Raw genomic sequence first — 17425 nt, 5'->3', positions numbered from 1 at the left:
GATTATTTTTCAGAAATAATTGGCGTAGTAATGTCAGCATAGTTTTTCGACATGGGTAATATTTTGCCTAAGTAAGATCGAATATCCGGTTAGATAGACACAAATTCAGCAGTGCGGTCTTTTTGATATTGATTATCTTGTGAATGATAAAATGGACAACAGGCGGAGATCAGCCCTTGTTTATTCCCATTTAGGGGAAGTCGATGATGCCCGCCGTGATGACACGTTCTTGGTTTTCCATTAATTTGCCTTAAGTTAATTAACGCATTTTATTTCACTTAAGGCAATGGATTTATTTACAATAACTCAGCTTAAAACCTAACCAACTAATCGCGACGGCTTATTTCATCAAATACGCCGCCGTTAGAGAAATGCGTTGTTTGAGCTTTTTCCCAACCGCCAAACAAATCGTCCACTGTAAATAATTTCAACTTCGGAAAGCGCTGCTGATATTTCTGAGCCACTTCCTCATTACGTGGTCGATAGTAATTTTTCGCGGCAATCTCTTGCCCTTCAGGCGAATATAAATATTCTAAATAGGCTTGAGCCACTTCTCTACGCCCGCGCTTATCAACGGTTTTATCAACGACGGCCACTGTTGGCTCTGCTAAAATTGAGATACTTGGCGTCACAATTTCAAATTGGCCATTTTCACCAAGCTCATTAATCGCTAATAACGCTTCGTTTTCCCATGCAATCAACACATCCCCAATTCCCCGCTCAACAAAGCTATTTGTCGCCCCGCGAGCACCTGAATCTAGTACCTCAACATTTTGATAAAGCTGTTTAACAAATTGCTTGGCTTTCTCTGGGTCATGATGATTTTTTTCTAATGCATACCCCCAAGCACCGAGGTAATTCCAGCGTGCACCACCTGACGTTTTAGGATTTGGCGTGACAATCGCAACATCTTTACGGATCAAATCATCCCAATCTTGGATATTTTTAGGGTTTCCTTTACGCACAAGAAAAACAATCGTTGAGGTATAAGGTGCGGAATTATCGGGTAAACGAGTGATCCAATTCTTATCAATACGTCCACTCTTCGCTATCGCATCCACATCGTAGGCTAAAGCCAGCGTCACAACATCCGCTTCTAAGCCATTAATAACAGAAGTGGCCTGCTTTCCTGACCCGCCATGAGACTGACGGATAGTTACCGTATCCCCGGTTTTTTCTTTCCAATACTGACTAAAGGCTTGGTTATATTGCTGATAGAATTCTCGAGTGGGATCATAAGAAACGTTTAATAATTGGATGTCTTTTGCCCATGCGCTTGCTGTGAGCGCTAATAATAATGTGGTTGTTACCTGCCATTTACTCGCCATTCTTCCATTCCTCATCAATCAATTGTTAAGGAAGGCTGACAGATCTCATCAATAACATGAAATAATTAAAAATGACAAATTATGCAACAAAAGAATATAAGACAGAAAGATCAGGCGGAGAGATCAAACCTGCACGGCACTGAAACGGCACCGCACAGGTGAGATTTGCAATCGTAGAGGTAGAGATTAATACAGTTTTTTCGCTGTGTCGTACCACTCTTTCTTAAATACACGCTTCATATTCATTACAGCATCAATGATATCGTGGTGAACCAGTTTTTCATTTTGAATACCGACACAACGACCGCCGTAACCTTCTAATAATAGCTGAATAGAGTAGGCTCCCATGCGCGATGCGAGAATACGGTCATAAGCCACTGGCGAGCCACCACGCTGAATATGCCCCAATACCGTTGCGCGTGTTTCATGATGCGTTTCCGCTTCAATATATTTCGCTAGCTCATCAACATCGCAAACATGCTCTGTGATTGCCACAATGGCATGGCGTTTACCTTTCTCAATGCCTTGTTTTATCTCAGATAACAGCTCTTCGCGGTCAAATGACATTTCATTTTCAGGCAGAACGATAAACTCACAACCCCCCGCAATCGCAGCCGAAAGCGTCAGATCGCCACAATAGCGCCCCATAACTTCAACAATCGAAATACGTTTATGAGACGTCGAGGTGTCACGCAGACGGTCAATCGCTTCCACTACCGTTTCAAGTGCGGTGAAATAACCAATGGTATAGTCCGTTCCCGCCACATCATTATCGATGGTTCCCGGCAAACCAATACAGGGGAAACCTGCCTCTGTCAGTGATTTCGCCCCTAGGTAAGAGCCATCACCACCAATCACCACCAGCGCATCAATATGATTTTTTTTCAGATTATCAATGGCAACAGCACGAACTTTTTCATCGCGGAATTGAGGGAAACGAGCCGAGCCAAGGAAGGTGCCACCGCGGTTAATCATGTCAGAAACACTATAGCGATCTAGCTGTTTCATACGGTTTTCATATAAGCCTAGATACCCATCATAAATACCCATGACTTCTAAACCTTCGCTCAATGCAGCACGTACAACACCACGGATTGCAGCGTTCATACCCGGTGCATCACCACCACTTGTTAGTACCCCAATTCTTTTAATCTGTTTGACCATGATGACCTCTGATTAATGAATATAAATTGCAAATCGATGAAAAACACAATGATATCGTACTTTTCTAACGTACATTCTGTTATAAACAACTCATGCTGAATTGATTCACCTAGCGTTATAATAAGATAAAGGAACCTATCTATACCTGCTTTCTATCAAGCTTTGCTTGTTTATTGTGATCCAGCTTACACAATTTTAGTCTATAAAACGGATTGCCGCAGAAGCAGAGGCTCACTATAGCGGGTGTTGTCTTACTTCGAAACAAAAATTAAGTGCATATCATAGCATTTATGTAACATAGAAGCTTAACCTTGCGAGTTAAAAGTAAACAGAGGCGCCTACTACCCACACGATAAAAAATAAATATTCACTGGCTTTCTCAAAACCAAAGCGAAACTACGCAACTGAGCCGTTTTGGCTCAAGCGTTTATTGATTGATTGAGTGAGTGAGAAACAAAAAAGCCCCGTTAGCGGTTATGGTTAACCAACGGGGCTCCATTTTCAAAGGCCAATACTTGGAGTCATCAGGCACAGGCCTCAGATTAAGTATAAAAATAGCGTGTTAGATGGAAGAAGATTGGCGCGGCAAAGCATAAAGAGTCGATACGATCTAGCATCCCGCCGTGCCCTTCGATTATGGCGCCAAAATCTTTGATGCCGCTATCGCGTTTGATAGCAGACATACATAATCCTCCCACAAAGCCCATTAGGGTAATCGCCAGTGACATTAGCCCTGCTGCCCACCAACTAAATGGGGTTACCCAATACAAGCAGATACCAATTAGCACGGAAGATAAAATGCCACCAACAAAGCCTTCAATGGTTTTGTTCGGGCTTAATTTTGGCACAATAGGATGTTTGCCAAACAATTTTCCAAACACATATTGCAGCACATCAGAAAGTTGCGTAACCACAATCAAGAACAGCAGCAGTTTGACGTTTTCCCCCTCATAACCTTGAATATTCAACATCAACAAGGCTGGCACATGGCTTAAACAGAATACCGCGACTAACATCCCCCACTGAATTTTTGAGGTACGCTCGAGGAAATGATACGTATCTCCCGCTAAGGCAATGCGAGTAGGTAAGAAAAGGAACACAAACACCGGCACAAAGACTGAGAACATGCCATACCACTGAATGCCGACTAAAACATATTGCAGAGGGAGGAAAATAAAAAAGCACCAAAATAGGGCTTCATGGTCACTACGCCGAGTCGGTGTTAAGGTAATAAACTCCCGCAATGCAAAAAATGAGATCAGTGCAAATAAAATCACGACACCGATATTGCCAATCACAACGGCGAGTACACAGACAATACACATTAACCACCAAGCTCGGATCCGAGCATTCAAGTTATCAATGGTTGGATTGCTGTTATCCCCTGAATAACGGTAAGCGAGGATCCCGCCAATAATACTAGCGACCACAAGTATGCTAAAGACACCTGATAGCAATAACACGATTTCGCTATCCCAAATACTACTCATGGCATCAACTCCTCTAGTGCGAGTTTCGCACGCTCTAAGAATACGGCTTTTGGTTCATCCTCGCCTAATGGGGCTAATGGCTTGCCCACAACCGCAGAGCAGATCACCGGCACAACCAACTTCGACCCCTTTGGTAGTACGCGATTTAAATTCTCAAGGTACACAGGCACCACTTCAACATGAGGGTGTTTTTTGGCTAAGTGATAGATACCGCTTTTAAAATGACTTAATTCTTCGCCATCCCCGCGCGTACCTTCTGGGAACAAAATCAATGATTCTTGTTTTTCCAATATCGCCTCAAGTGGCTCTAAGACATTCTCTTTCGCCGTTCCATCACCTTTACGGTCGATTAAAACAGCGCGAAAAACGTTATTGACTAGATAGCGTCGAAAGGGCGTTTTATCCCAATAATCTCTTGCGGCGACAGGGTGAACAGCATGGCGCATTAAAGGAGGTAATCCAGCCCAAATAACTAAACCATCAAGATGGCTGGAATGGTTAGCATAATAGATACGTGGTGTCATTGCCGGTTGGCAACCAACCCAACGGGTACGTACGCCCGTTAATAAACGACAAGTAAATGACAGCAACATTCCCATGCCTTTTGCTAGCAAAGAAATCCTCTGAGCTTTTTCCATTTTTATTCCTTGCGAATCGTTATTTTATTTTTGCTACCCAGCCACGACAAAAAATAGGGTAGCTATTTTTTTAGCGAATACACCCAAAAAGAAATTCAAGCATCAAAATAGGCGGAGTTATTTTAGAGTGCAAGCAGCAAGGTCTGATTTCGTTTTTTTTGAGACAACATTCGCAGATAAACAGCAAAGAATAGATTATTAGCAAAAAGTTAATGGCATGATCACAAGATCAACACAAATGAAGATACAAAAAAAGCAGTAAAGGCGGCACCTCTACTGCTTTTCAATATTATTCTAACTGAATAAATAATTATTTTTTGTCAGCCGCGATACGGTCACGGATATGTTGTGCACGCTCTGCTGACGGTGGGTGAGAATCGAACATGCTGCTTTCTTTGCTACCCATTTGAGCTAATTTCTCAAAACCAGTGACTAAGCCGTCAGTTTTAACACCGCGTTTTTTCAGCAAGTCATAAGAGAAATCATCCGCTTGGCTCTCTTGATGTTGAGAGAACTGAGAGTTAATCAGTTTTTCACCCAGCGCAGCTAATTGTGAAGAGCTGAGTTGCTCAACAACGCCACCCGCTGAAGCTGCTGCGGTACGCGCGGCAACCGCGGCATAAGCAACTTGCATTGCTTTACGTGTATGGCCGAGTGCAACGTGGCCCATTTCATGACCTAATACACCTTCGACTTCGTTATCATTCATGATATCCATCAGGCCGCTATAGACACGAACGCAACCATTCGCCATTGCCCAAGCATTCACATCATCAGTCATATAAACTTTGTAGTTAACTGGTGTGCCATCAATTTCATTGCCTAATGATTTAGCAATTTTATCTAAGCGTTTAGAGTACTTGCTTGACGCGGGTGCAATTTTATTTTGTGCGTCCATTTCTTTACAAGATTGGTCGCTTAATTGCTTAACGTCACCATCCGTTAAAGTAGCGGCTTGGAATAATTGCATACCAGAGTTAGTTAGCATGCCTTGGTCTAAGTTTTTACATCCCGTCAAAATGACAGCAGAGACAGCGACTGCAACAAGAGCCTTCATTTTCATAATATTATTTTCCTTTGCAATACACACAACAATTTTACGGCATAAAGACTATGAATTTTGAGCAAAATAACAATAGGAATAGAGTGAGATCATCTTCATAAAATGAATTTAACCCGTTTTTTGTCTTAATAGCAAAATCATTGGAATAATAATTCGCTTTATCCAAAATAATTAACTAAATAATCAGTTTCTGTAGAGTCGAGTCTGAACAATTCACCACAAAGCGGCGATCGACCAAACGCACAACACTAAGATAGGATAAAATTCGCAGGGCTTTGTCCACTTGATGATTAAAAATAGAAGCACCAAAGAGCGCCTTTGCCGTTGTTTCAGAACCTATATTATTTGCTCAGCATGTTTATATTATCGATAAAAACCTTCATAAACAGGGTGATCAAAAGGGAAGCATAGAGAGGGATCCATTTTTTATTTTAAAAGCTAAGCGCAAAAAAAAAGCCCCTAAAAGGGGCTGTAAAAGACAGGGATGGTGTCTATGGCAAGGAAAAAACTTCACTTATTGCTACTTCACTACTACGATCAAGAGAATTCGGTACTCAATAAATTTCATTCAATGAGTTATTGCAAAGCCTGATATTGAGACATTTTTTGTTGATGGATCTGCTCAAGTTGGGCTTTCTGCTCAGGTGTTAATAACTGATACAATTCATGATGAATTCGCGCCATTTCAACACGCTGAGTTAATTCTTTTTGCAAACTTTTTTCTAATTGGGCACGTACTGCCTGCTCATCGAAGTCGTCTGCGGTAATTAAACTGTGCAATGCTTCACGCTCTTGCACTGAAACTGGGTTATCAAATTGATAACGGCGTTGTGTTGCCATTAAATCACGTAATTGCTGGCGCTGTTTTTCATTTAACGTGATACCATTAAACATAAATGTACTCGTGCGTTCTTCACTACCAAACAGCTCATAATGCTGAAGTTTAGCCAACGCTGATGAGGTAGGCTCATTTTGCATTTGCAACATTAGGGGAGTCGAACCATCACCAGTTTGTGCCACATTTTCTGGTGTATCCCCAAAAGCCGTCACTGAGCCGAAAATGAATGCAGAGGCTAACGTCAACATTACTGTTGTTTGTGCTGTTCTTTGCATTTCTGACTCCTTGTTCTCGGACAGTGCTCGTGATTCAATGTGGACAACTATACGCCGGTGGCTGCAAACTAGCGTCAGAGCATGTAAAAGAACGTAAAGTCATGGAATCATGAAGATTGTTATCGTATTTTGGCAGTTGGAGGACTTAAACACATGCATAAAATCCTATTAGTTGATGACGACCGTGAACTCACGTCGCTCTTAAAAGAACTGCTCGAAATGGAAGGTTTCAACGTTGTCATCGCCTATGATGGTGAACAGGCTTTACAACAACTGGACTCGTCCATTGATCTGTTATTACTTGATGTCATGATGCCAAAGAAAAATGGTATTGAGACATTAAAAGAGTTGCGTCAAATCCACCAAACTCCTGTCATTATGTTAACCGCTCGCGGTAGTGAGCTAGACAAAGTGTTAGGCCTTGAGTTAGGTGCAGATGACTATCTTCCTAAACCTTTCAATGACCGCGAACTCGTTGCCCGTATCCGTGCACTATTGCGCCGTTCTAATTGGAGCGAACAGAATCAGGGCGACAATAGCAATACGCCTGTTCTGCAAGTTGATAAGCTACAATTAAACCCTGGTCGCCAAGAGGCCAGCTTTGATAACGAAATTCTAGACCTAACAGGTACTGAGTTCACGCTACTCTATTTATTAGCTCAGCACCTCGGTCAAGTCGTTTCAAGAGAGCATCTAAGCCAAGAAGTTCTTGGGAAACGCTTAACGCCATTTGACCGTGCTATTGATATGCACATTTCTAACTTACGCCGTAAATTGCCAGAGCGTACAGATGGTCAACCGTGGTTTAAAACTTTACGTGGTCGTGGATACTTGATGGTTTCAGCAACATGATAAATAGCTTAACCGCAAGAATATTTGCAATTTTCTGGTTTACCCTCGCACTAGTGTTAATGCTAGTGCTGATGGTACCCAAGCTAGACTCTCGGCAGCTCACTTCCCTTCTGGAAAGTGAGCAGCGCCAAGGGGAAATGCTTGAACAACACATCGAAGCCGAACTTGCACAGGCGCCGATGAATGACCTTCTTTGGTGGAGGCGGATTTCTAATTCCATCAAAAAATGGGCGCCTCCGGGGCAACGTCTGATCATTGTGACCAGTGAAGGACGTGTTATCGGGGCGATGCCCAGTGAAATGCAAGTGATCCGTAACTTTATCGGGCAATCCGACAATGCCGATCACCCGAAAAAGAAAAAATATGGTCGCGCGGAAATTCTTGGGCCTTTTTCCATTCGCGACGGTGAAGACCATTACCAACTCTATTTAGTTCGCCCAGCCAATAGCCCACAATCAGACTTTATTAACTTATTGTTTGACCGGCCATTCTTGTTATTAATTGCCACTATGCTGATTAGCGCCCCATTATTACTTTGGTTATCATGGAGCTTGGCACGCCCTGCCCGTAAATTAAAAATGGCAGCAGACGATGTCGCAAAAGGCAATTTACGACCACACCCTGAACTTGAATCGGGGCCGCAAGAGTTTCTTTCTGCCGGTAACAGTTTTAACCAGATGATTAGCGCGCTTGATGGCATGGTCACTGCCCAACAACGACTGATTTCTGATATCTCGCACGAACTACGGACGCCACTCACACGCTTACAACTGGCAACAGCACTCTTACGCCGCCGCCATGGTGAAAGTAAAGAGCTAGAACGTATCGAAACCGAAACGCATCGCCTAGATAGTATGATCAATGACTTACTCGTGCTATCACGTAGCCAGCACAAAAATGAGATCTTAAGGGAGAATATTAAAGCCGATGAATTATGGGGCGATATTCTAGAAGATGCTCGCTTTGAAGCAGAGCAGATGAATAAAACGTTAGATGTAACCGCCCCGCCAGGCCCATGGCCGATTTATTGCAATCCATCGGCGATAGGCAGTGCATTTGAAAATATCGTTCGCAATGCCCTTCGCTACTCAAATACCCACATTGCGGTCAATTTTAAAGAGGAAAACAACGGCATCTTAATCACTGTCGATGATGATGGCCCAGGAGTTAGCCCCGCTGATCGCGAACACATTTTCCGCCCTTTCTACCGTACAGATGAAGCACGCGATAGGGAGACTGGCGGAACTGGCCTAGGCCTTGCGATTGTTGAAACCGCAATCTCACAGCATAAAGGCTGGGTAAAAGCAGACGATAGCCCACTTGGTGGCCTCCGTTTGCAAATTTGGTTACCCGAGCATGGTCGATAATCCCAATTAACTCTCGGCGCCTTAATATTCATTTGATTAAGGCGCCAATATAAGTAATTCCACTTAATTGAAATCCGTTTAATCAATTTGCTATTCAATCATTTTAAGACAGTCAGTATCACCAAATAAGACAAATAGTTCCTCTAGCCTACTGTTTTAATTATGTTGTGATATATCATCATAAAAAGGCAATTTACCGCATGCGCCTATAATCTGCTTTTTATTTATTCAGAGTTTGCCTATTATATAAAAAAAACACCGCACACATGCCTAACTAATACGTCAAATAGAACAGTAAGATAATTGTGGGCGATATCGTACTTTACTCGTGTTCGGAATTTACTTATTACTTTTGCGCCTATTTTCGCGCTAAAACACAAAAAATTAGACGACTCAACTCAACGGATTCATCAATGAAAAAAATCAAGCTTACCAAGTTGGCCATTTTAACGGTATTGGGCGTAATGAGTGGCAATACTCTTGCTGGGGGTCTCGTTCTACCGGATAATAACTTACGAAACGACCTTGCATGGTTATCAGAACGTAATGTTATTCAAATCAGCCTTTCTACATGGCCCCTATCTTCAGAAGAAATTACCCGCTCACTTAATAATGCAAATATCACCAATAGTGAACAAGAAGCGATTGTGCAGCGTATTAAGCAACAACTCAGTCGCACTAAAAATAACCTCCAATTACAAACCTACCTGTCAACGAGTAAGCCATCCATGCCACAGGGGTTCGCGCAAAGCGAATACAGTGATTTCCGTTATACCGTTGAAGGTAATTACAGCACCGATGATGTCGATTTAAATTTAAAAGCGAATGCTGAACGAGCGTTACGTGTTGAAAATAGCTCTGACTATAACCTTAATGGTTCTTACGGCGGCGTGAAAATTTGGAACCAATGGGTTAGCTTTGGTGAGATCCCTCAATGGTGGGGGCCAGGCCATGATGGTAGCTTGATCCGTACTGATGCAGCACGTCCTGTCACAGGTTTCCTAATACAGCGTGCAGACCAAAGTCCTTTTGAAACCCCTTGGTTATCATGGATTGGCTCATGGCAATATCAGCTTACAGCAGGTCAAATTAAGCAGTACTCCTCACAACCCCATACCAAGCTCATTGGTTTACGTATGACCATGAACCCAACGGATTTCTTTGAGTTAGGGGGGTCACGCGTAGTCATGTGGGGAGGTGAAGGTCGCCCTAACAACTGGAATTCTTTCTGGAATGCGATGGCCGGTAAAGATAACACAGGTGATCAAAATGATGACCCCGGTAACCAGCTTGCAGGGCTTGACGCTAAAATCAAACTCTACCCGCTGATTGGTTTACCTGTCAGTGTTTACGGCCAAATGATCGGTGAAGATGAAGCCGGTATGTTCCCATCGAAAAATGCTTTTATGGGGGGTATCGAAGGCTACCATACTGCATGGGGTCAGCCTTTAAGCTGGTATATTGAAGGTTCTAATACCCATACCGAATGGAACAAAAACGGCGTGATGTATACTCACTTTATCTACCAAAATGGATACTACCAACAAGGTGCACCTTTGGGTCATGCCATGGGTGGTGATGGGCGTATGTTATCAGCCAAAGTGGAATATACCCTTGACGATGATAACCGTGTTAGTACACGTTTAGTCTATGCCAAGGTCAATAAAGAAAGTTATCCACAAAACAAAATCTACCCTAAATCAGAAACAATCAAGGGTGTCGATTTAGGTTGGTGGCATAACTTTGATAACATGGTCAGCACCGATGCAAAAGTCTGGGTATCGAAAACAGATTACGACACCAGTGATGATATTGGTGCTTCCGTCATGGTAACCGTACCGTTCGAATGGTAATCAATCGCCATTAATAAAAGTGTTATATCCATGATAAAACTAGCCGCTGAATTATTCGCGGCTAGTTTTTTATTTCTAGTCGAAATTCGACTTATTTAGAAATCACACTATAATTATCAGCAAGGTTTATTTCTGATGCTTTTTTATTCATTTAATAAAATAATAAAATTAATTATTGCTCTTTATTAATTTAACGTCACTAAGGCGTATTAGCATAACCAAAAAATAAAAATGATATATTTCTAAATTATTTCACTTATCTTAACTCGATATTCGGGTATAGAAATATATCTCAATCGAATGAATAAAATACATCCATAAAAAATAAGGTTATTTCCTAAGATAGCAGATAAAATATTGCCTACGGTCAGCAAAGGAATCCCAAAGAATATAAATCTATTCTTTACAAGAGTTTAGAGAGTTAGTAAAATAATAAGACTATTCTCTAAGGCAATCACACCGATAGTCAGCAACTATATTTAGTGATATTATTAGGCGCTTTCGCTTGACCGAGTCAGCGAAAATGCATGCCCTTTTGAGGGTAATGAATGATAAGACGTGCTTATCAATTGAGCGACTACGTAAAAACGTAATGTTTTCAATTAATAAGCACGAATGTAGAATTCGATGGTGCACTGGGACCCGACAACCCAGTGCGGTAGCTATGGCTGATCAAATATTGCAGTAAACATTTATACCATAGCTAAATTTATTCTTACTTAATAAATTATTAAATACCAAGGTTTTCAGTGAAAATATTAGTTACTGGTGGTGCAGGCTTTATTGGTTCCGCAGTTATTCGCCATATTATTAATAACACCAATGATACCGTTATTAATGTTGATAAATTAACTTATGCGGGAAACTTAGAGTCACAGCTGATATTTGTAATGCAAAAGCGATATAAATATATATCCAAATAACATCAACTTGATGCACTAATGTACTTGTAACTGAATTACATGTTGATTTTTCAATTAATAAGCATATTTACAGAACTCAATCGCGCTCTGGGATCCGACAACCCAGTGCGGTAACTATGGACTTTTTTTATGAAAACAATCATTACATATGGTACTTTCGATCTATTTCATGTTGGTCACATAAGACTCCTAAAAAGATTGAAAGAGTTAGGTGATAGATTAATAGTTGGCATTTCATCTGATTCTTTTAATAGCATTAAAGGCAAAAAGTCTTTTTTTTCCTATGAAGAAAGAGCTGAAATAGTTTTAAGTTGCAAATATGTTGATTTGGTCTTTCCTGAAAATAATTGGGAACAAAAAGAAAGTGATATTTTAAAATATAATGCAAATATTTTTGCTATCGGAGATGACTGGAAAGGTAAATTTGATTATTTAAAACCTCTCTGCGATGTAATTTATTTACCAAGAACAGAAAATATTTCAACAACAGATATAAAAAAACAATTATCTAATATTAGTAAAGATGATTTAAAAAAAATAGAAACTTATCTATCTCAAGTTAATGAAATTATTTTAGCCATTTCACGATGAAAAATTAATGAATAAAAAAATTAAAAAAATCTATTTTGGGATACAATCAATTATAGCTCAAATACATCATAGCTACCAATTAAAAAATGCAACAACTAGCTCACAGTCTTCTTATGTTATAAGTTTAACTTCATACCATAAGAGATTAAAAACATTACATATAACCTGTGAAAGTTTGCTTAGGCAATCTCTTCCTCCAAAGTCAATATATGTTTGGCTTAGTGAGGAAGACATTAAAAAATCTGGTGGTATACCTAAAAAGATGAAACCCCTTGAAAGTAGGGGGGTTGTCATTAAAATAAAGTCTGAAAATATTTATTCATATAAAAAACTTTCATATTTTAATGAAATAGATATTAATAATATAACTCATATATTAACAGCTGATGATGATATTATTTACCCTAAGTATTGGGCAGAGAAATTAATAGAAAAAAGCAATAATGATAACTGTGTATCTTGTTTTAGAGGACATAACTTTGAAATAATTAACAATTGTTTTGATTATAATAAATTTATAAATAATAATACTTCAGAAAACAACCCTGTTTTTAATCTAATTCCGACAGGATGTTCAGGAATTGCGTATCCAATAAACTCATTAGATAATATTATATTGAATAAAGATTTATTTTTATCATTAGCACCCAAAGCTGATGATTTATGGTATAAAGCCGCCACACTAAAAAAACAGTATAAGTGTGCAAGAGTGGAAAAGGAAAACATTCATTTCCCTATTCTTCTATCATCTATAAAAGACTCTTTATATTCAAAAAATGTCTTTAATAATGAAAACAATCAACAATTAAAAAATATTATACACCAATTCAACCTCAGTACATACTTCACAAATGAACATGAAAAAAATAAAACAAACATTAATAAACCTACCAAATAAAAGTAAATTAGCAGCTAGTCTATTAAAGTTTATAAATATATTTAGACCTAAAAAGAAAATTATAAATCAGGCTAGCCACGCAGAGAATGTTTTTAACCTAATAAATTCACTAAGCGTTCCAGTGATCCCATTCTTTGGGACATTGTTAAGTATTTATAGAGAAAAGAATATTACTTATGCAGATGACTTTGATTTTGCGACCACTAACACAAATGTGTTTACATCTGATTTTATAGAAGAAATAGAAAATAAAGGTGCTACGCTAATTTCAGTTTCAGTTGTAGATAAAGAATTAGTTGAATTATCGTTTGATTTAAATGGTGCTAAAATTGATATATTCTATTTAGATAGTGATGATGAATCTTATATTCATCGGTGTCCAAACTTCAGAAAAGAAAGAGCTCAAAAAGAATTCACTCTTATCGAGAAAAATATCTATACTTCCTACTTTCAAGTTAAATATCCAATATTTGGATTAAAGAAAGATGATTTTTCAAAACTTTCGATTCCTGATAATTGCCCAGAAATCTTTATTCGGCATTATGGTAATGATTGGATGATCCCCAAAAAAAATAACTTTATCGACTTTAAATCATACGAATTTATTAATAAAGAAAGCTACAGTGCTTTTGGTTGTAGCGAAAATATTAAAAAACACCTCTTAGATAATAACTTATTAAGTAACAAATGAAAAAAAATATTATCTCTAATAAAATATTAAAAAATTTTACTCATTTATTATTTTCTAATGTATTAATATTGATACTGCCTTTTATATATTATCCATATTTGATAAAAACAATAGGAACAGAAAATTATGGTAACGTTGTATATACACAATCAATTTATTTTCTGCTATCTATCGTTATTCAATTTGGGTTTTCAATATCTGCAACTAAGCAGATAGCTATTTACCGTGAAAACAAACGAAGGTTATCTACAATATTTTATTCAATATGCTTAATAAAGTTATTGCTTTTTTTGTTTGTAATTTTACTCTCCTTATTAATTCTATACTTTTTATCTTTGAGAGAGAATATAAATATAATATTACACCTGAGCTGTATTATATATTTAGTGGGTGACCTATTTTTCATAAATTGGTTTTTTCAAGGTGTTGAAAAAATGTTTTATGTTTCCTTAGGCACATTAGTTTATAAATTATTATTACTTTCTAGCGTATTTTTATTTGTTAGCACTAAAGATGACTATATTATATATACAATGATATTCTCGGTTTGTTATATAATAGGAAACTTTTCTTTGTTTATTTTAGCAATAATAAAATTTAGATTAACCAATTTTGTTTTAAATAAAAAACTTATATTTGATTTATTCAGTGATTCTTGGCAGTTCTTTCTATCTAGATTATCATCTGTTTTTGTTGAAAGGTTCAACATATTACTATTGGGCTATAGTAGCGAAAAAGAATTTGTGGCTTACTATGATTTAGCTACTAAATTAGTTGGTATAGCTCAGCTTCCATTTAATTTATTTAATCAGGCTTTTTATCCTAACGCAACTAGAGAAAAAAATATAAAGAAAGTTTATAATGTTATTAAACTATTAAGTTTAGTTTCTATTCTAGGAATTATATTATCATATGTTTTGACTCCTTATATTATTAAAATATATGTAGGTGATAGTATGATAGATACTGCTCCTATTATAAACATTCTTATATTCAGTATATTAATTAATATTCCATCTCATTTCATTGGTAATTGTCTATTAGTACCATTTGGTTTAAGTCATAGCTTTAAAAACTCCGTTATACATTGCACTATTTTATATACACCAATACTAATTCTTTTACATACTTTAAATATTTTAACAGTTTATACTCTATCTATCACCTACCTATTCTACCTGTTTATCATTCTTCTTTATCGAATTTCAATTTGGAATACATATTTAAATAAAAATGAAAAGTCAATTATGTAACATCAGTATAATCATCACTTCAACTATATTGTTAGGTATATTGGCTATATATCTACCCTTTATTATATTAATATTATTATCTATAACATTAATAATAAACAAGAATATTAGGCTTTTACTTGTATCAGTTTCATTAATTTTATCGCTATCTTCCTTTACAATTAATTATAATGAATATTATCCCGATGTAGTTAGGTATTATAGTGATTTTAATACAAATATTTATCTTGCGCTAGCAAAGTTTAAGCTGTATCGCTTCGCAATTTTTTTAGTTATGGATTCTATGAATCTATATGCTTCCTTTTATTCTTTCATAACTTTATTCTTATTTTTTTATTTTTTATTAAAAGGTTGCTATAATTATTTAATATGTATAAATTATGAATTAAACACCATAAAAAGAATAATTGTTTTTTTATTTATTATATTAGCAGGAGTGCCTTTTACTATTTATTTTTCATTTGAAAATTTACTTGGAATTGTTATATTTAATTACGCTTTATCACTATATTGTTTAAAAAAAACAAAACAATTTTTTATATTTTCAATAATAGCAATACTGGCACATAGTTCTATAATAATACTTCTAGCGCTAATGTTAGTATCCGTATTAATTGACAAAAAAATAATAAAGAAAACTTCCGCTGCTATCGGGTTAATAATATTATTTATTACAATTAATTTTTTATTGAATTTCGAAGTAAAAGTTGGTATTGAATTTCTCGATTCATTGTTTAATAAAGCTTATAGATATGGTAATAATGAATGGTCTACCCTCACTAGAAGTGAGCTATTACATTATATCCCATATGTTATATTAAAATTATTTTTAGCAATATCAATGACATTAGCTTTATTAAAAAATTCTAAATACAAAAATATTAATCCATTATTATATTTTATCATTGTTTATTCATTAACTATTTTATTGTTTGTGTATAATAGAATGTTTTCCATACGTTTCGGTTGGTCTATAAGCCTAATTAGTTTCACAGTTGCTTATATATATATAATGAATTTTAAAACACAGAATATAAAAAAAATTATTGCATTAGCATGTATATGCATTTGTTTAATCTCAATTCCTAATGTTTTCATTCTTTCTAAGCTTGGAAATCAAATTACATTCCAAAACAGCATTCCGTTATTTAATTCAATAAATGATATTAATAGAGAAATAAAAATCCCTAATAGAAAAATTTTAAATAAAATTGAACAGAAAACACTTAATGAAAGAGAATAAATTATATAAACTAACCATTATAGTAGCAGCTTATAATGTAGAACAATATATTAAAGATTGTATATCTTCCTTTTTAGTTCAAAAAGAAGATTGGGCACAATTAGTCATAGTCAATGATGGTAGCACAGATAACACTGCTGAAATCGTATCAAATATGATTACTGGTTTAAGTAATGTAAATCTAATTCAGAAAAAAAATGGAGGTTTAAGCTCAGCCCGAAACTTTGGCATAGATTATTGTATTAATAATAGTGAATACATAAGCTTTTTAGATGGCGATGATTTATTATCGAATGATTATTTAAAATCTTTCCTAGAACATTATGAGTGTAATAATAGTGATATTGTAGAGTTTAACATCCAACGTTTTTTTGAAAAAGATTTTACATTACCTATTGTTAATATATGTAGTACCTCAAAGAAAACACCAATGACTAGTGAACAATTTAGTATCGTACTAAAAAAATATAATTGGCATGCATGTGGAAGGTTTTTCAAAGCTAATTTGTTTTTAAACAATCGCTTCACTTATAATAGACGATATGAAGATTTCATTTTAGTCCCAAACTTATATCTTGAATCAAAGTATATAGATTCTATAAATAAAAACTTATATCTATATAGATTTAATCCTAATAGTATAACAAGAAATGCAAAGTCATCCGATATTGATGATGTGATCTTTGGTTTTAAAGAGCTTTCTAATAGACTAAACAACAAGCAAATAAAGCTATTAAAACAAAAAGTTTTAAAGCATTTTTTTAGTATCGTAATCAATATGTCACCTAATAATAGAAAAAAAGCTATTATTACAATAGCGCGATTTATGAATACATCACCATTGGTTGTGAAACCGATATTTTCTATGTATTTTTTCTTATTTCAAATAAAGCAGCTATTAAAAAAAATCAAATAATATGATTATAAATAGGAATTATATGAAAATAGCAATTGCAGG

At 36.4% G+C, this 17425-nt stretch carries 15 protein-coding genes and 1 pseudogene; 10 read left to right on the top strand and 6 right to left on the bottom strand.

From position 1 onward, the window contains the following. Nucleotides 1-326 precede the first annotated feature (326 nt). The 6 genes from PR675_RS17985 to PR675_RS17960 form a co-directional block, all read right to left on the bottom strand. On the bottom strand, nucleotides 327-1328 hold the full coding sequence (locus PR675_RS17985; RefSeq protein WP_014657232.1) for a sulfate ABC transporter substrate-binding protein: 1002 nt from the start codon (nucleotides 1326-1328) through the stop codon (nucleotides 327-329). A gap of 186 nt (nucleotides 1329-1514) precedes the next feature. Beyond that, complete coding sequence (pfkA, locus tag PR675_RS17980) at nucleotides 1515-2492, bottom strand: 6-phosphofructokinase (RefSeq protein ID WP_004924408.1); 978 nt, start codon at nucleotides 2490-2492, stop codon at nucleotides 1515-1517. A 542-nt stretch (nucleotides 2493-3034) separates the two neighbouring features. Then, nucleotides 3035-3982, bottom strand: coding sequence for a phosphatidate cytidylyltransferase (locus PR675_RS17975; protein WP_154611437.1), 948 nt, complete (start codon nucleotides 3980-3982; stop codon nucleotides 3035-3037). Then, nucleotides 3979-4620 carry a lysophospholipid acyltransferase family protein gene (locus tag PR675_RS17970; RefSeq protein ID WP_004924402.1) on the bottom strand — a complete coding sequence of 214 codons (642 nt, stop codon included), beginning with the start codon at nucleotides 4618-4620 and terminating at the stop codon, nucleotides 3979-3981. The genes PR675_RS17975 and PR675_RS17970 overlap by 4 nt, the downstream gene beginning before the upstream one ends. Nucleotides 4621-4930: 310 nt before the next feature. Further along, nucleotides 4931-5683 (bottom strand): M48 family metallopeptidase, encoded by a 753-nt coding sequence (locus PR675_RS17965; protein WP_004924398.1) that lies wholly within the window; start codon nucleotides 5681-5683, stop codon nucleotides 4931-4933. 576 nt (nucleotides 5684-6259) lie between these two features. Next, nucleotides 6260-6796 (bottom strand): Spy/CpxP family protein refolding chaperone, encoded by a 537-nt coding sequence (locus PR675_RS17960; RefSeq protein WP_014657231.1) that lies wholly within the window; start codon nucleotides 6794-6796, stop codon nucleotides 6260-6262. Between the two features lie 153 nt (nucleotides 6797-6949). On the opposite strand from PR675_RS17960, the gene cpxR reads away from it, so the two are divergent. The 10 genes and pseudogenes from cpxR (at nucleotide 6950) to PR675_RS17910 (ending at nucleotide 17383) form a co-directional block, all read left to right on the top strand. After that, nucleotides 6950-7648 (top strand): envelope stress response regulator transcription factor CpxR, encoded by a 699-nt coding sequence (gene cpxR, locus PR675_RS17955; protein WP_004924392.1) that lies wholly within the window; start codon nucleotides 6950-6952, stop codon nucleotides 7646-7648. Next, the gene (gene cpxA, locus PR675_RS17950; RefSeq protein ID WP_004924389.1) at nucleotides 7645-9015 is read left to right on the top strand and encodes an envelope stress sensor histidine kinase CpxA; all 1371 of its coding nucleotides are present in this window, start codon (nucleotides 7645-7647) and stop codon (nucleotides 9013-9015) included. Before cpxR ends, cpxA begins: the two co-directional genes overlap by 4 nt. A gap of 464 nt (nucleotides 9016-9479) precedes the next feature. Next, complete coding sequence (locus PR675_RS17945) at nucleotides 9480-10868, top strand: capsule assembly Wzi family protein (RefSeq protein ID WP_442959614.1); 1389 nt, start codon at nucleotides 9480-9482, stop codon at nucleotides 10866-10868. A 749-nt stretch (nucleotides 10869-11617) separates the two neighbouring features. Continuing rightward, nucleotides 11618-11779: pseudogene (locus PR675_RS17940) on the top strand (NAD-dependent epimerase/dehydratase family protein); the annotation flags it as partial. A 141-nt stretch (nucleotides 11780-11920) separates the two neighbouring features. Beyond that, complete coding sequence (tagD, locus tag PR675_RS17935) at nucleotides 11921-12382, top strand: glycerol-3-phosphate cytidylyltransferase (protein ID WP_193450913.1); 462 nt, start codon at nucleotides 11921-11923, stop codon at nucleotides 12380-12382. A gap of 7 nt (nucleotides 12383-12389) precedes the next feature. Next, nucleotides 12390-13280 carry a hypothetical protein gene (locus PR675_RS17930; RefSeq protein WP_272582853.1) on the top strand — a complete coding sequence of 297 codons (891 nt, stop codon included), beginning with the start codon at nucleotides 12390-12392 and terminating at the stop codon, nucleotides 13278-13280. Beyond that, on the top strand, nucleotides 13240-13971 hold the full coding sequence (locus PR675_RS17925) for a hypothetical protein (RefSeq protein WP_272582852.1): 732 nt from the start codon (nucleotides 13240-13242) through the stop codon (nucleotides 13969-13971). Before PR675_RS17930 ends, PR675_RS17925 begins: the two co-directional genes overlap by 41 nt. Next, nucleotides 13968-15224: an oligosaccharide flippase family protein gene (locus tag PR675_RS17920; protein ID WP_272582851.1), complete on the top strand. Its 1257-nt coding sequence runs from the start codon at nucleotides 13968-13970 to the stop codon at nucleotides 15222-15224. The genes PR675_RS17925 and PR675_RS17920 overlap by 4 nt, the downstream gene beginning before the upstream one ends. A 283-nt stretch (nucleotides 15225-15507) precedes the next feature. Further along, nucleotides 15508-16467 carry an EpsG family protein gene (locus tag PR675_RS17915; protein WP_272582850.1) on the top strand — a complete coding sequence of 320 codons (960 nt, stop codon included), beginning with the start codon at nucleotides 15508-15510 and terminating at the stop codon, nucleotides 16465-16467. Further along, entirely contained in the window at nucleotides 16454-17383 is a 930-nt protein-coding gene (locus PR675_RS17910) for a glycosyltransferase family 2 protein (protein ID WP_272582849.1), read from the top strand. The genes PR675_RS17915 and PR675_RS17910 overlap by 14 nt, the downstream gene beginning before the upstream one ends. Nucleotides 17384-17425 lie beyond the last annotated feature (42 nt).

The sequence above is a fragment of the Providencia sp. PROV261 genome, from assembly GCF_028477945.1.
Lineage (GTDB): Bacteria > Pseudomonadota > Gammaproteobacteria > Enterobacterales > Enterobacteriaceae > Providencia > Providencia stuartii.
This window is presented reverse-complemented; position numbering and strand designations above follow the sequence as displayed.